Source organism: Kitasatospora sp. NPDC092039 (assembly GCF_044756065.1).
Taxonomy (GTDB): domain Bacteria; phylum Actinomycetota; class Actinomycetes; order Streptomycetales; family Streptomycetaceae; genus Kitasatospora.
This window is the reverse complement of the sequence record NZ_JBIVSD010000007.1, coordinates 156,866-171,182: the sequence shown is the minus strand read 5'-3', so window position 1 is coordinate 171,182 and position 14,317 is coordinate 156,866. Positions and strand designations below refer to the sequence as shown.

10 protein-coding genes and 1 pseudogene are annotated in these 14,317 nt (G+C 74.6%); 6 read left to right on the top strand and 5 right to left on the bottom strand.

Annotated elements, in window-relative coordinates; genetic code table 11:
* Positions 1 to 16 precede the first annotated feature (16 nt).
* Complete coding sequence (locus ACIQI7_RS16565; RefSeq protein WP_401110076.1) at positions 17 to 565, top strand: Uma2 family endonuclease; 549 nt, start codon at positions 17 to 19, stop codon at positions 563 to 565.
* Here the strand turns inward: ACIQI7_RS16565 and ACIQI7_RS16560 are convergent.
* The 5 genes and pseudogenes from ACIQI7_RS16560 to fhuB form a co-directional block, all read right to left on the bottom strand.
* Positions 553 to 759 (bottom strand): DUF397 domain-containing protein, encoded by a 207-nt coding sequence (locus ACIQI7_RS16560; RefSeq protein ID WP_401110073.1) that lies wholly within the window; start codon positions 757 to 759, stop codon positions 553 to 555. The genes ACIQI7_RS16565 and ACIQI7_RS16560 overlap by 13 nt on opposite strands.
* Positions 756 to 1,199: a DUF5753 domain-containing protein gene (locus ACIQI7_RS16555; protein ID WP_401110494.1), complete on the bottom strand. Its 444-nt coding sequence runs from the start codon at positions 1,197 to 1,199 to the stop codon at positions 756 to 758. The genes ACIQI7_RS16560 and ACIQI7_RS16555 overlap by 4 nt, the downstream gene beginning before the upstream one ends.
* A gap of 43 nt (positions 1,200 to 1,242) precedes the next feature.
* Positions 1,243 to 1,566: a helix-turn-helix transcriptional regulator gene (locus ACIQI7_RS16550; protein WP_401110070.1), complete on the bottom strand. Its 324-nt coding sequence runs from the start codon at positions 1,564 to 1,566 to the stop codon at positions 1,243 to 1,245.
* A gap of 95 nt (positions 1,567 to 1,661) precedes the next feature.
* Positions 1,662 to 2,768 (bottom strand): annotated as a pseudogene (fes, locus tag ACIQI7_RS16545) (enterochelin esterase); the annotation flags it as partial.
* Positions 2,769 to 2,778: 10 nt separating this feature from the next.
* On the bottom strand, positions 2,779 to 4,956 hold the full coding sequence (gene fhuB / locus ACIQI7_RS16540) for a Fe(3+)-hydroxamate ABC transporter permease FhuB (protein ID WP_401110068.1): 2,178 nt from the start codon (positions 4,954 to 4,956) through the stop codon (positions 2,779 to 2,781).
* 117 nt (positions 4,957 to 5,073) lie between these two features.
* Here fhuB and ACIQI7_RS16535 point away from each other — a divergent pair, with 117 nt between their 5' ends.
* The 5 genes from ACIQI7_RS16535 to ACIQI7_RS16515 all read left to right on the top strand — a co-directional run bounded on the left by ACIQI7_RS16535 (position 5,074) and on the right by ACIQI7_RS16515 (position 14,317).
* A complete protein-coding gene (locus ACIQI7_RS16535; RefSeq protein ID WP_401110066.1) occupies positions 5,074 to 6,084 on the top strand; it encodes an ABC transporter substrate-binding protein in 1,011 nt (336 codons plus the stop codon).
* A 26-nt stretch (positions 6,085 to 6,110) separates the two neighbouring features.
* Positions 6,111 to 6,893 carry an ABC transporter ATP-binding protein gene (locus ACIQI7_RS16530; RefSeq protein ID WP_401110065.1) on the top strand — a complete coding sequence of 261 codons (783 nt, stop codon included), beginning with the start codon at positions 6,111 to 6,113 and terminating at the stop codon, positions 6,891 to 6,893.
* 307 nt (positions 6,894 to 7,200) lie between these two features.
* Positions 7,201 to 8,058 (top strand): DUF4132 domain-containing protein, encoded by an 858-nt coding sequence (locus tag ACIQI7_RS16525; protein ID WP_401110062.1) that lies wholly within the window; start codon positions 7,201 to 7,203, stop codon positions 8,056 to 8,058.
* Positions 8,055 to 13,154 carry a hypothetical protein gene (locus tag ACIQI7_RS16520; RefSeq protein WP_401110060.1) on the top strand — a complete coding sequence of 1,700 codons (5,100 nt, stop codon included), beginning with the start codon at positions 8,055 to 8,057 and terminating at the stop codon, positions 13,152 to 13,154. The genes ACIQI7_RS16525 and ACIQI7_RS16520 overlap by 4 nt, the downstream gene beginning before the upstream one ends.
* Positions 13,151 to 14,317: an AAA family ATPase gene (locus tag ACIQI7_RS16515; RefSeq protein WP_401110057.1), complete on the top strand. Its 1,167-nt coding sequence runs from the start codon at positions 13,151 to 13,153 to the stop codon at positions 14,315 to 14,317. Before ACIQI7_RS16520 ends, ACIQI7_RS16515 begins: the two co-directional genes overlap by 4 nt.

Genomic DNA, 14,317 nt, shown 5'->3' with positions numbered 1-14,317 from the left:
CACCGGAGGAGAGCGCATGAACCCTGAGCACTACCGTCTGCTCGAAGAGGCCCGTCGCAGTCTGCCGGACGGCTACAAGGTCGAGCTGTCCGGCGACGTCATCGTCATGCAGGCGTCACCGTCGTCGATTCACCAGCTCAACCTGGCGATCGTCCAACGCCAGTTCGAGGCACACTGCCCGGCCGGGTACTTCCCGACCGGGAACAGCGACCTCTCCTCGCCCGAGGTCGGTTCGGTCCGGAACCCCGACCTCACCTACCTGCCCGAGGACGTCATCGAGCTGGGCCGGGAGATCCCCGCCGAGCTGGCACTGATCGCGGTCGAGATCGTCTCGCCGTCCAACCCCGACAACGACTGGAGCGGGAAGGTCCGCGACTACCCGCGGATGGGCTTCCCGCTCTACCTGATCGTGGATCCGCGGCAGAAGACGGTGACGCTGTTCTCCGAGCCCAATCGCGACCGCTACCACACCCGGACGGAGCGTGAGTTCGGCGAGAAGATCCGCATTCCCGCGCCGTTCGACTTCGAGCTGGACCTGGCCCGGCTGGTCCCCTACCGGAACTGACCCGCGTCGGGGCCGTTGTCGCGGGCGAAGCCGACGAAGTCGGCCCAGGCCTCGGTGGTGAAGGCGAGCTGGGGCCCGGCCTTGTCCTTGGAGTCCCGGACGCGGACGGTACCCGGAGCGAGGGCGACCTCTACACAGTTGCCACCCTCAGTGCCACTGTGGCTGGACTTGAACCAGGCCGGTTCAGTGCTCATAGTTCCTCCGCGAGCTTGCTGATGAACTCCGCCGAGGCCTCGGGGGTGAGGGCCTTCCTGAGGATCATTTCATGCCGCTGGCAGAGCTGGTTGACCTTGTCCGGCTCCGAAGAGAGTAGCCCCATCGATTGGCCTTCTTCATATGCGAGACGGTCATGTTCGGGCGTCTCAAGCAGGACGAAAGGCCCGTTGAGACCAGGGTGGGCTCCTGTGTCCGGCACTACCTGAACCGCAATGTGGCGAGGTTTTCCGCTGGCGAGCAGGTGGAGGAGTTGGCGACGCTGCTCGTCGATGCTCCCGATCGGGCGTCGCAGCACGTGCTCTTCGATCAGAAAGTTGAATGATTTGGTCTGGGTCTTCAGCAGTTCCTGCCGCTGTAGACGAGCAGCAACGCGTTCCTCGACGGTTTCGTCGTCCATGGGCGGCCAGTGTGCGTGCAGGAGCGATCGAACGGTCTCCTCGGTCTGAAGCAGTCCGGGGATGCTAATTCTCGTACGAGCTGTGGACGATGGCGACGACCTCGTACCGCATGAAGTCCTCAGCGAAGTGGGGGTATTTCTCGGGCTTCAGATACTGCTCTCCCGCCGCAAGGATCCCCTTCGCGCCGCACATGTCGTCCGCCACCTGCAAGAGGTGCACGGACGGCCTCCGTCGTCCCGCCTCCATCGAGCGCAGACTTTCGATGCTGTACCCGGCCTCGGCGGCCAGGTCCTCGCGGCTGACGCCGGCATGCGTCCGCCACAGCTTGATCTGGTTGCCGCAGTACCGCCACGACATCGGCGGCGTGGCGGGCGAGGACGCGTTCAAGGGGTACCTCTAGACCGATCGGTGCGAAGTTCGACGCTAGACACCCGATGGCCCGGAGGTATGCGAATCAGCCCGAAACCATCCCCCCCGGGTGACCCCAGCAGGTGCGCCAGCCCGTCCGCCAGGCCGCCGCGCCAGCAGGCGTAGTCGTGGCCGCCGTTGAACTCGCGGTAGGCGAGGTCGTAGCCGCGGGCCGTCAACACGTCGCGCAGGTGGCGGTTCTGGGCGAGGAGCATCCACTCCTGCAAGCCGACCTCGATCCAGAACCGGGCCGCCCGTCGTTCCTCGGCGGCGAAGCGGCGGGTCAGCCATTCGCTGCCCGCGTCGAACTCGGTCTCGTCCGGCCACCAGAAGGAGCCGGACTGGGAGAGCGCGTTTCCGAAGCGGTCCGGGCGGCGATAGGCGGCGTAGGCGGCGGTCAGGCCGCCCGCGCTCTGGCCGGCGATCACGGTGGCGGAAGGATCAGCCGCCGCGCCGAACTCCGCCCCGGCCCAGGGCAGCAGCCGGTCGGCGAGCAGGTCGACGAAGGCCGGGTTGCAGCTAAGGTCGTCCGGCCGCTTCGGCCCCATGGTGTGCACCAGCAGGGCGACGGTCGGCGGGATCGCGCCGTCCGCCGTGAGGTTGTCGAGGGTGTCGCCGACGGACAGCACCTCGCCCCACATCTCGCCGTCCAGCAGCACCGCCACCGGGTACGGTCCGCCGTCCGCCTCGTGCCCCGCCGGAAGGTGGACGTCCACCCGCCGCCCGGCCGCCGTGCGGGCGAGCGTCCGCCCGCGCGGCACCCCGTCGCGCCGAGCCACGTACGGCTGCGCGGGCGCGTCGGGCAGGCTGAGCACCGAGGCGGGGTGGCGGCCGTCGCGGGCCGGCAGCCGGGGCTCGGTGTCGTACGGGTCGGGGCGGGCGTGGTCGAGGACCCGCAGCCAGTCGGGGCGGGTGGTGCCGGGGGCCTCGCCCCGGAACGGGTACAGCTGGTAGGAAGCGCGGTGGTCGGCACGCAGCCGGTAGGTGATCGCCCACGTCCCGTCCTCCCGGCGGGACATCAGATGCGGTGACAGGTCCCCGGCGTGGCGGTCCTTGTCGGTGACGGTGTGCAGCAGTGCGAGCACGCCGTCGCAGTCGGCCTCCCGGTGGGTGAAGGTGACCAGGCGGTAGGCGGGGTCGTCGGGGTCGGGGGCGATGAACGGGGTTTCCACAGCAGTGACTCCAAAAGGCTTAGGCGGGGCTGCCCTTGCGGCTGAGCAGCACCCAGAGCAGGAAGGGACCGCCGAGGACGGTGGTGACGATGCCGACGGGGATCTCCACCCCGGCGAACAGCAGCCGTCCCAGGGTGTCCGCGAGCACGACGAGCAGGGCCCCGGTCAGTGCCGAGCCGAGCACCGGCACCCGTGCGGGCCCGGCCAGCCGACCGGCGATCACCGGTGCGGCCAGCGCTACGAAGCCGACCGGCCCGCAGACGCCGACCGCCAGCCCGGCCAGCGCGACGGCCAGCAGCAGGCAGGCCAGCCGGACCCGGGCCGGGTCGACGCCGAGGGCGGAGGCGACGCTGTCGTCGAAGCGCAGCACGGCCAGCCGCCGGGCCACCACGAGGGCGAGCGGTACCAGCACCGCCAGCCCGATCAGCACGGGCGTGGCCACGGCGAGGTCCCGCCCGTTGAGGCTTCCGTTGGTCCAGATGTACAGCGAGCCAGCCGAGTTGAGCGAGCGCCGGGCCATCGCGACCTGGATGACGGCCGAGGCGAGCGCCGACATGGCGAGCCCGACCACCAGCACCCGGTAGCCGCGCGCGCCGAGCCCGCCGGAGGCCAGGGTGACGATCAGGACGGCGACCAGCGCGCCGAGCGGTCCGGCCCACCAGGCGCCGAAGGTGCCCGCGGCGCTGGCGGAGATCAGCACGGCGGCCGTCGCGCCGTCGTTGACGCCGAGGAGTTCGGGGGTGGCCAGGCGGTTGCGGGCGAGGGTCTGGGTCAGGCAGCCGGCCAGGCCGAGGGCGGCGCCGGCGGCGAGCCCGGCGACGATCCGGCCGAGCCGGAACTTCTGCACCAGCAGCACGTCCAGCCGGTCGCCGTAGCCGAACACGGCCTGGAAGGTGCGGGCGAGGCCGAGCTCGCTCTGCCCGGCGTGCGCCGAGACGACCACGGCGGCCAGCAGCGCGGCGGCCAGGCCGAGCGAGGCCAGCAGGGCCCGGTGCGGCAGCAGCAGCGACCACGCGCCGTAGCGCAGCGTCAAGTCGGGTTTCGGCGGCGCCGGTTCGCCCCGGCGCGGGGGAGGAGCGGACGCGGCCGGGTCGGCCATGGCCAGGGCGGCCGAGCGCCGGGAGCGGACGATCGCGATCAGGGCCGGGGCTCCGATCAGCGCGACGATCACCGACACCGGCGCCTCGAAGGGCCGGGCCACCACCCGGGCGAGCACGTCCGAGCCGGTCAGCACGGCGGCGCCGAACAGCGCGGCGAGCAGGGTGAGCCGGCCGACCCGGGGGCCGGCGAGGGTGCGGGCGAGGAAGCCGGAGAGCAGTCCGAGGAAGGCGACCGGCCCGGCCAGCGCGACCGCGGAGGCGGTCAGCAGGGTGACGGCGACGGCGACGGCGGCCCGGGTGGCCCCGGGGCGGTGGCCGAGGCCGCGGGCGAGGTCGTCGCCGAGGGCGAGCGCGGTGAGCGGCCGGGTGGTGAGCGCGGCGAGCAGGAATCCGGCGCCGAGCACCGGGGCGAGCTGGCGCAGCGTCGTCCAGCCCTCCACCCCGGCCAGCGAGCCGAGCACCCAGACCCGGTACCGCTCGTACGCCTCGGGGGAGTTGACGATCAGCACGTCGGTGAGGCCGCGGAAGATCGCCGCGACGGCGGAGCCGGCGAGCACCAGCCGCATCGGTGAGCCGCCGCCCCGGGTGCTGGCGACCAGCAGCACCACGGTGCTGGCGAGCACCGCGCCGCCGAAGGCGAGGGCGAGGTAGCCGAAGGAGGTCTGCACGCCGAGCACGGCGATGCCGAACACGACGCCCAGCGAGGCGCCGGCGTTGACGCCGAGCAGGCCGGTCTCGGCCAGCGGGTTGCGGGTGACGGACTGCAGTTGCGCGCCGGCGACGCCGAGCGCGGCGCCGACCAGCAGGGCGGTGAGGGTGCGCGGCAGTCGCAGGTCGCCGACGACGAGGGCGAGTCGGCCGTCGGCGCGGGCGCCGTCCCGGTTCAGCAGGTAGTCCAGCACCCGGCCGGGGCCGACCTCGCCGGCGCCGACCGACAGCGACAGCGCGGCCAGGGCGAACAGGAGCACCACCGCCGCCGTGAGGGCCGGCCAGGTGGGGCGGGTGCCCTCGGGCCGCCGACTGCGCCCGCCCGGTGGCGGCGAGTCCGGCGCGGTGGCGGGGGGCGCCGGGTGGACGCCGGCTTGCGACAATGTCATAAGGTAAGGCTAACCTAATGACCGAGCCCGTCCCGAGGGCACCCGTGGGGCACCCCCGCCCCGCCGAACTGCCCGGACGCCGCTCAACTCCCGTACCACCGTTGCCCGGAGGCACTCATGCCGTTCGCCCGTCGCCCGCTCAGCCCCGTCCGCCGCCGTGCGGCCCAGGCGCTGGCCGTCACCGGGGCGGCCGCGCTCCTGCTCACCGGCTGCGGTTCCTCCGGCTCGTCGTCCTCGGGTTCGTCCGCGGCCGCCTCCCCGGCGGCGGACGCGGCGGGCGGCGGCAAGCGGACCGTCAAGGACGCCACCGGCAAGGCCGTCGAGGTCCCCGCCGAGCCCAAGCGGATCGTCACCCTCACCCAGGAGGACCTGGACGCGGTGCTCGCCCTCGGCGTCAAGCCCGTCGGCATCACCAACGGCCAGGGGCTGGCCGAGCCGCCCGCCTACCTCAAGGACAAGGTGCAGGGCGTCCCGGTGGTCGGCAACCTGCTCCAGCCCGTGATGGACAAGGTGATCGCCGCCAAGCCCGACCTGATCCTGGCCGGCGACATGCAGGACGAGCAGGTGCTCAAGCAGCTGCGCGAGATCACCCCCGCCACGCTGGTCACCATGGCGCCCACCGACGACTGGAAGCTCGCCTTCCGGGGCATCGGCAACGCCGTCAACAAGCTCGACCAGGCCAACAAGGTGATCGGCGACTACGAGGCCAAGGCCGCCAAGGCGGGCGGCGAGCTCACCGCGAACAAGGGCGCCGCGGTCTCCATCGTGCGCTGGAACCCCACCGGCCCGAGCTGGATGGAGAAGAAGCAGTTCGCCAGTGGCGTCGCCCTGGACATGGGCCTGACCCGCCCGGCCGCGCAGGACAAGGACGGCAACGCCCACAGCCCGGCGCTCAGCCTGGAGAAGCTCAACGAGATCGACGGCGACTGGCTGTTCCTGTCCACCCTCACCGACGACGGCAGGGCCGCGCTCAAGGACGTCCAGTCCAAGCCCGCCTACCAGGGCCTGGGTGCGGTGAAGAACAACCACACCGTCACCGTGGACGGCTCGGTCTGGTCCACCCGGGGCGGCCCGCTCGCCGCCGACGTCGTCATCGGCGACTTCTCCAAGGCGCTCGGCGGGAGCTGAGCGCGCGCCGGCGAGGGGGAGCTGCCATGGAGTTGACGATCGAGGGACTCAGCGCCGGCTACGGGCCGGGGCGCCCGGTGCTCGGCGGCGTCGACCTGGCCGTCCCGGCCGGGCGGGTGGTCGCCGTGGTCGGCCCGAACGGCTGCGGGAAGTCCACCCTGCTGCGGGCCGTCGCGCGGCTGCACCGGCCGGACGGCGGGCGGGTGCTGGTCGGTGGCGAGGACGTGTGGCGGCTGCGCCCGCGCCAGGCCGCCCACCGGATCGCGCTGCTGCCGCAGAGCCCGCAGGCGCCGGAGGCGGTCACCGTCGGCGGGCTGGTCCGCTACGGCCGCCACCCGCACCAGGGGCTGTTCCGCCAGTGGTCGGCGGAGGACGAGCGGCTGACCGCCGAGGCCCTGCGCGCCACCGGCGTGGAGGACCTCGCCGACCGCCGGCTCGACCGGCTGTCCGGCGGCCAGCGCCAGCGCTGCTGGCTGGCCATGGTGCTCGCCCAGGACACCCCGGTGGTCCTGCTCGACGAGCCGACCAGCGCCCTCGATCTCGGGCACGCGGTGGAGGTGCTGGAGCTGGTCCGCCGGGTCGCGGCGGGCGGGCGGACGGTGGTCATGGTGCTGCACGACCTCGCGGCGGCCGCCCGCTACGCGGACCTGCTGGTCGCGCTGCGGGACGGCGCGGTGGTGGCCTGCGGGCCGCCGCGCGAGGTGGTGGACGCGCCGCTGGTGCGGGCGCTGTACGACATCGACAGCCACGTGCTGGCGGCGCCGGGCGACGGCGCTCCGGTGATCGTGCCCCGGGCGCCGCTGGGCTGACGGGGCGGCCGGGGGACGGTCGGCGGTGTGGCCGCCGGGGCGGCCGGCGGGGCGAGGGGCTGGCGGGGCGGCTGCGTGGGGGCAGCCGCCCCGCTCTGCTGTCCGGGCGCGGTCCGCGTTGCTGTCCGAGGCGTGGTCCGCGCTGCTCCGCCGCGATCTTCGATCACCCGTTCGAGTGGTTTGAACTCTGCATGTCAGGGCCCAGGTTCACCCCGCCCGTCGCGTTGTCAGTGGGCCTCGCTACGTTCCTCGCATCGCTGGTCAGCAGGCGATCGACAGGTGTTTCCCCGGTGGGAGGAGTACGGCCGTGGCATGGGTGGAGACGGGCGCGGGAGGGTACCGCGTCGCGCTCGACGGGGAGGGCAGGGTGGTGTGCCGCAACGCGGCGGGCCGCGACCTCAAGTCCGTACCGTCGAAGCTCGGTGACGACCCGGTGGTCACCCAGCTCAAGCAGCTCGCCGAGTGGCTGGCCGCGCACGAGCGGGGCTGCCGGCAGGACGTCGAGCGCTGGATGGTCCGCTCGCTGCCGGTGCCCGCCGCCGTGCTCACCGCGGTGTGGCCGGACGAGGCCTGGCAGGGTGTCCTGAAGGACCTCGTGGTCACCGCCACCGACGGTTCCGTGGCCGGCTTCCTGCGCGGCGCCGACGCCGAGCGCGGCCTCGGCCTGGTCGACCTGGACGGCGACACCGTGCGCCTCACCGACGGCGAGGTGCTGATACCGCACCCGGTCCTGCTCCAGGACCTCGACGAGCTGCGCGAGTTCGCCGTCGAGCTCGGCGTCTCCCAGCGCGTCCAGCAGCTCTACCGCGAGGTCTGGCACCGGCCCGCGGAGCTGCCGGCCGGCACCGAGGTCACCACCTACGCCGGCGGCCGCTACCGGGAGCTGCGCGAGCTGCTCGGGCGCTGCACCAGGCTCGGCTGCCGGGTCCGCGGCGGCTTCGCCGTCCAGCCCGTCACCGAGGGCGGCCGCACCGTCGAGGCCCGGGTCTGGGCCGGCGACTACTACGAGTACGACGAGTGCGAGACCGGCGCGCTCAGCTGGGCCGGCCCCGACGGCCGCACCCTGCCGCTCACCGAGGTCGGGCCGGTCGCCTGGTCCGAGGGCATGCGGATGGCCGCCGCCCTGTACGCGGGCCGCACCATCCAGGGGGAGGAAGCCGAATGACCGCCGTCACGAACTCGACCGCCGTCACGAACTCGACCGCCACGACGAACCCGGTCGCCGTCACGCCCGAGGAGCTGCTCGACGCCGGAGCCGTGCTCCCGTCCGGCACCCTGTCCGACGTCGGCCGCCCCGACAGCGGCGCCGACGTGCTCACCGCCCGCAGCTACGCCCACCCCGCGCTCGACGGCCGCCGGATCGTCCGGCTCGTCCCCGGCGCGCTCGGCCCCGCCGAGGACCTCGCCCTCGACTTCCTCGGCCTGGCGCCGCAGGCCGCGCCCGCCGAGGTCGGCCAGGTCCGCCAGGAGGCACTCGGCTTCCCCGCCTGGGCGCTGGTCCACGACCCGGCCAACGGCCACCACGCCCTCGCCCTGGTCAAGGAGATGGAGCGGCTCGCCCGCCAGGCCACCTCCAAGCCCGGCGCAGCCAAGGACGGCTTCGACGAGCTCGCCACCCGTCTCGGCCGGGCCGTCCCGCACTTCCTGCCCACCTTCTGCGAGGAGGTCGGCCGGATCTTCCTCCGCCACGAGAACCAGACCTACGCCGCCGCCTGGTTCGGCAAGGCCCGCGAGGCCGAGCGCACCCACGGCCTGACGGTGGACGAGGAGCGGCTGCGCGCCGTCTTCCTGGAGTTCGCCCTGGCCGGCGCGCTCACCGTCAAGTCCCTGCGCCAGTACGTCAAGGAGCTCGCCCAGCGGCTCGACCCGCTGACCGCCTGGCAGCGCTTCCGCCAGCTGTGCACCGAGCGTTCCGCGGCCGGCATGGCCCCGTACGCCGGGGTCGCCGAGGACGCCCGCGCCCTGATCAAGGCCGCCGGGCTGGACCGCACCGAGCACGAACGGGCGCTGCTCGCCGAGCTGCTGGACTCCCCGGCGGTCAACCGGGCGCCCGCCGCGTTCTGGAAGTCCTGGCACGGCGCGCTGGTCGAGCTCGGCCGCAGCGACGCGGCCGTACGCACCCGACTGCTGGAACTCCTGCCCGACCCGGCCTCCGCCGACCCGGGCCCGCACGACACCGCCTGGCTGGCGGTCCTCGCCGAGACCGGCGCCGAGGCCCTGCTCACCGGCCCCCGCCCCGAGGGCGCCGAACCCGCCGCCGCCTGGCTCCAGCGCTGGTGCCACCACCACGGCCGCGGCTGGCGCAGCCGGCGGCCCAGCTGCCCGGACACCATCGCGCTGGCCGGCCGGATGGTCGAGCGGCTGAAGGCCGACGCCGTCCCGGTGGACCTCCACACCGGCATCCGCGCCAGCCGGACCAGGATCGACCTGCTGGACCTCCTGCTGACGGCGGGCGTGCCGGTGGCCGACCCGCCGGAGGGCCTCGGCTTCGAGCTGCAGGACTGGGTCGCGGAGTGCGGTCCCGACAGCCCGACGCTCGCCGCCGTCGGCGCCGACGAGCGCTACCGGCCGCTGCTGCGCCGCGCCACGCCGGCCGCCTGGGCGACGGCCGCCAAGCGCGAGGTGCCCGCCCTGCCGCTGCTGAACGAACTGTTCGCCGAGTGGGCCGAGGAACGCGCCGAGGAGCTGTTCGCCGCCCACGGCCTGACCGGCGCCACCGACCTGGTCCGCTCGTTCGGCCAGTACCGCACCGCCGTCCGGACGGTCGCGCCGGCCGTCGCCGACCGGGTCGCCGCCCTCGACGTCGCCGCGCTGCTCACCGACGCCCTCCGGGCCGGCATCCTGGACGAACTCGGCTGGCCCGCGCTGGAGGAGGCGCTCGGCAAGCTCGCCGACCCGCCCGCCGACGACGCCCCGCAGTACCCTGTCCCGAGCCTGGGCGGAGCCGGCCTGAACGGCCTGATCATCGAGGACGCCTGGCCGCACCTGATCCTCGCCCGCCTCGACCGGGCCGTCGTGGTCGGCCCGGAGGGCATCGTGCTGGAGCACACCCTGCGCGTGCCCGAGCCGCAGCACCAGCGCAACCGGCCCAGGCTGCGCCTGGTCGACGGAGAGCTGCTGGTCGTCTGGTACCAGGACGGCAAGCAGCTCGCGTACTGGTCCAGCCGCCCGGACGAGCAGTTCGAGCTGGCGGGCGAGACCATCGCCGGCTACTACTACCGCGACCGGGAGCCCGAGGCGCCGTCCCTCCAGCTGCCCGGCGGCGGCCGCACCACCGGCGAGCGACCGCTGCACGCCGGCGACACCCGGATGCCCGAGGAGCACCGCGTCCTCGGCGACGGCACCGGCTACTGGACGGCGCGCCGCACCTCCGGCGGCGAGGCCGTGCTGCGTGAACTCGACCCGGCCACCGGCACCCTGGGCCGCACCGCCGAACCGCCGGTGATCGCCGCCACCGCCGCGGCCGGCCGGCTGGTCCACCGCAGCACCTGGCTGCTGCCGCTCCAGCCCGGCCTGGAGGGAACGCCGCTGGGCACCGACGGCACCGTGCTCGGCAACTGGGTCCGGGTCGATCCCGGCAAGGCCGTCACCACCTTCACCGCCGACGGCGGGCGCATCGTGCTGCCGCCGGCCGCACAGCGGACGGGCTCCTTCCCGGTCGGCCGGCTCGCCCTGCCCGGCGCGGCCTCCCCGGTGGTAGGCCACACCTCCGGCGGCCACTTCTCGCTCAACCTGCCCGACCTCGCCGGCGACGCCGACCGCACGGTCGACCTGCGCCCCTGCCACTCCGGTGAACTCTCCGCGGCCGGCACCCCGCTCGTCCCGCCGTACCCGCACTGGCACGCGCTGCGCCCGCGCGACGAGGCGGGCTCGAAGGTGCTGCGCACCGTCACCGCCGAGCAGGCCGCCCGGCTGATCGACGCCGCCTGGCCGACCGACACCGAGCCGGTCCCCGAGGACGAGCAGTGCTGGCTCACCGTCCAGGGCGTGCGCCGTCCGCTCGCCCGGCGCAGCCCGCGCACCCTGCCCGTCCAGGAGGTCGGCGCGATCCTGCCCGGCATCGCGCACCCGCGGCTGCTGGCCGGCGTCGCCGGACTCGCCCGTCTCGCCGCCCAGCTGCTGGACCGGGTCGCCCGGTTCGCCCCCCAGCCGGAGGCCGAGCGCCCGAGCAAGGAGCAGGACACCGAGTGGCAGCCCGAGCACGGGCGCGACCACGAACTGCGCGACGCCGTGCGCGCGGTGCTGCCCGAGATCGGCGGCTTCGGCAACAACTGGGGCTCCGGCGACCACTGGTGGGTGCTCAACAACCTGCGCGCCGTCACCGACGTGCTGGCCGCCCCGCCCGCCGCCGACGGCGAGGGCTGGAGCAGCCCCGCCGCCGTCACCCTGCGCAACGGCGACGCCAGCCACGGCTGGCTGCAACTGCTCGGCCGGGTCCACGCGCTGGCCCACGCGGTGGCCTCGCCGTTCACCGAGCCCGCCCACCGCTCCTCGCTGGTCCTGCTACTGGGCGAGCTGACCAGGGGGCCGCTGGCCGACCGCGGCGCCACCCTGCGCGAGATCGTTCTCGCCGAGCAGGCGCCGGAGCCCGTGAACGCCACCAGTGGCCGACCGGTGGCCCACCGCCAGGGCGAGGTGCTGCGGCACGGCGGGCGCACCGTCGTCATCGTCGGCCACCAGCGGCAGTTCACCGACGGCACCGTGCACTGGCTCGCCGTCGACCACGACCCGAGCGGGGAGTTCGGGCCCGTCGCGCACTTCACCACGGTCCAGGAGCGCGGCACCGAGGAACTGGTCGACGCCGCCTGGACCGCCACGTTCCAGCAGGTCGCCGCAGTGCGCGGCGCCGTGCCGTGGGACGGTGCCAGGGCCGGGGCCTTCAGCGGGCTCACCGGCATCGGCACCGCCCGCTCCGCCCTGCTGCTCGGCCCGCCGTCCGGCCTGCTGTACTGGATGGACATCGCCGTTCCCGCCGAACTCGAACTCAAGGCGGCCGAGTTCAAGGCCGCCAGGCAGTGGCTGCGGCGGCACGACCACGACGGCCTCGCCGCCGTCTGGGGCGCCCTGCTGCCCGCCGACCCGAATTCCCTGTGGAGCGACGGGCCGGACATCACCGCCGGCGCCGAGGAGTGGATCCGCCGCTTCGGACGGCTCGTCACCCTGCCCGAGGAGGCCCTGGCCACCGTCCAGGGCGTGTCCATCGACACCGTCGAGGCGGTGCTCAACCCCGCCCGCACCCCGTGGCTGACGGGCCGTACCGGCTTCCGGCTCACCGAGGTGGGCGAGGCCGGCCCGCGGCTGGTCCCCGAGGACGACTCCGCCGTCCCCGAGACGGGCGCACTGGGCTCCACCCTCGCCGCACTGCGCTGGCTCGCCTACCACCTGCCCGCCGACAGCCCGCTGCGCCCGCTGCTGCCCACGGCCGCCGACGCGCTGCGCGACCGCCTGGCCGATCCGGAGCTGCTGCTCGACCTCGACCTGATGCGCACCGCCAAGGGCGCCTCGCTGTCCGCCGTCCTGCGCACCCACTTCGGCCTGCCCGCCGAGGGCGGCGCCGACCGGGACGGCCTGGTCCGCTGCGGACCGGCACTCGTCCTGACGCCGTACCACGAGGAGGCCGAGCGGGTCTGGCTGCGTCCCGCCGCCCTCACCGGGCCGGACGACCCGCTGCTCGAACTGCTGGAGGGGCTGTCCAGCAGCTACTGGTTCCCGGCCGAACGGCGGGCCATCGAGTCCGTGCTGCGCGGCGAGTCGCAGCGGCTGGCCGCCTCCGCCGCCGCGGTGCCGGCCCCCGCTGAGGGCCCGGCCTGGCTGCAGAACCCGCAGCTGTCCGTCCCCGAGCTGGTCGCCGAGGTGTCCCGCACCCACGGCCTGGGCGAGGACGCGGCCGCGCTCTACCTCCAGCTGCTCGCCCTGCCCGACCCGACCGACCGCAACGCCGCCCGCTGGACGGGCTGGAAGCCCGCCCGGCTGAAGAAGGCCCGCGCCGAACTCGCCGCCACCGGCCTGGTGCTGGAGGCCAAGCGCGCCCGGGCCGGCCGCGGCCTCTTCCTGCCCGGCGGCTGGCAGGAGGCCAAGGCACCCGGGCTGCCGGCCGAAACCTGGAAGGCCGCCCTGTACGAACTGCCCACCCACCGGCCCGCGCTGGTCCCCCTGCCCGTCCCCGAGCTGTTCGCCCGGGCCTGGCAGCGGACCGTCGACGGCGACGCCCCCGGTTACGAAGAGCTCCAGACCAGCAAGCGCAGGAAGGCCCGCCGATGACCGCCGACCAGACCACCACCGGAGCGACCACCACGGTCGCCGCCGCGGACCGGCAGACCGTCCCGCCGGAGGAGAAGTACGCCGCCGAACTGGGGTTCCTCGCCGCCCACGACAGCGGCCCCCGCCCGCCCGGCTGGCGCCTGACCCCGCGCGCCGTGGTCACCTTCGTGATGGGCAGCGGCGGCGAGAAGCTCAAGGCCGGGCGCAGGGGCCTGGTCATCGAGCCGAAGTTCGTCGGCGAGCGCGCCCTGGTCGAGCGCTGCGTCGTCACCCTCGCCGGGGAGCGCGGCCTGCTGCTCGTCGGCGAGCCCGGCACCGCCAAGTCGATGCTCTCCGAACTGCTCGCCGCCGCCGTCTGCGGCAGCAGCGCGCTCACCGTCCAGGGCACCGCCGGCACCACCGAGGACCAGCTCAAGTACGGCTGGAACTACGCCCTGCTGCTCGCCAAGGGGCCCAGCCGCGAGGCCCTCGTCCCCTCGCCGGTGCTCACCGCGATGACCACCGGCGCGGTCGCCCGGGTCGAGGAGGTCACCCGCTGCCTGCCCGAGGTGCAGGACGCCCTGGTCTCGCTGCTCTCGGAACGGCGCATCGCCGTCCCCGAGCTGGCCGGCACCCCGGACGGGCAACTGCACGCCGCGGCCGGCTTCACCCTGATCGCCACCGCCAACCTGCGGGACAAGGGCGTCAGCGAGATGTCCGCGGCGCTCAAGCGGCGGTTCAACTTCGAGACGGTCGGCCCGATCGGCAGCCTCGCCGCCGAGGTCGAGCTGGTCCGCCGCCAGTCCACCGCCGCGGTGGCCAGGGCCGGCGCCGCCTACGCGGTGGACGACGCCGTCCTGGAGGCCCTGGTCACCGCCTTCCGCGACCTGCGCACCGGCCGCTCCACCGAAGGCTGGGACGTCGAACGCCCGTCCACCGTGATGAGCACCGCTGAGGCGGTCTCCGTCGCCACCTCGCTCGGCGTCAGCGCCGCCTACCTGCCCGACGGCGGGGACCTGCTCGGCCGGCTGCCCGGCCAGCTCCTCGGCGTGGTCCGCAAGGACGAGCCGTCCGACGCGGCCCGGCTGCTCGGCTACTGGGACGGCCCGGTCCGCCGCCGCGCCGAGCAGGGCGCCGCCACCTGGCGCACCCTGTGGGACCTCCGCTCGGCACTGGAGGCCTGA

Bases quoted from the DNA above. Each gene is read 5' to 3' on its own strand.
- ACIQI7_RS16565 (WP_401110076.1), top strand. From the start codon at position 17: ATGAACCCTGAGCACTACCGTCTGCTCGAAGAGGCCCGTCGCAGTCTG.
- ACIQI7_RS16560 (WP_401110073.1), bottom strand. From the start codon at position 759: ATGAGCACTGAACCGGCCTGGTTCAAGTCCAGCCACAGTGGCACTGAG.
- fhuB (WP_401110068.1), bottom strand. From the start codon at position 4,956: ATGACATTGTCGCAAGCCGGCGTCCACCCGGCGCCCCCCGCCACCGCG.
- ACIQI7_RS16530 (WP_401110065.1), top strand. From the start codon at position 6,111: ATGGAGTTGACGATCGAGGGACTCAGCGCCGGCTACGGGCCGGGGCGC.
- ACIQI7_RS16515 (WP_401110057.1), top strand. From the start codon at position 13,151: ATGACCGCCGACCAGACCACCACCGGAGCGACCACCACGGTCGCCGCC.
- ACIQI7_RS16535 (WP_401110066.1), top strand. From the start codon at position 5,074: ATGCCGTTCGCCCGTCGCCCGCTCAGCCCCGTCCGCCGCCGTGCGGCC.
- ACIQI7_RS16520 (WP_401110060.1), top strand. From the start codon at position 8,055: ATGACCGCCGTCACGAACTCGACCGCCGTCACGAACTCGACCGCCACG.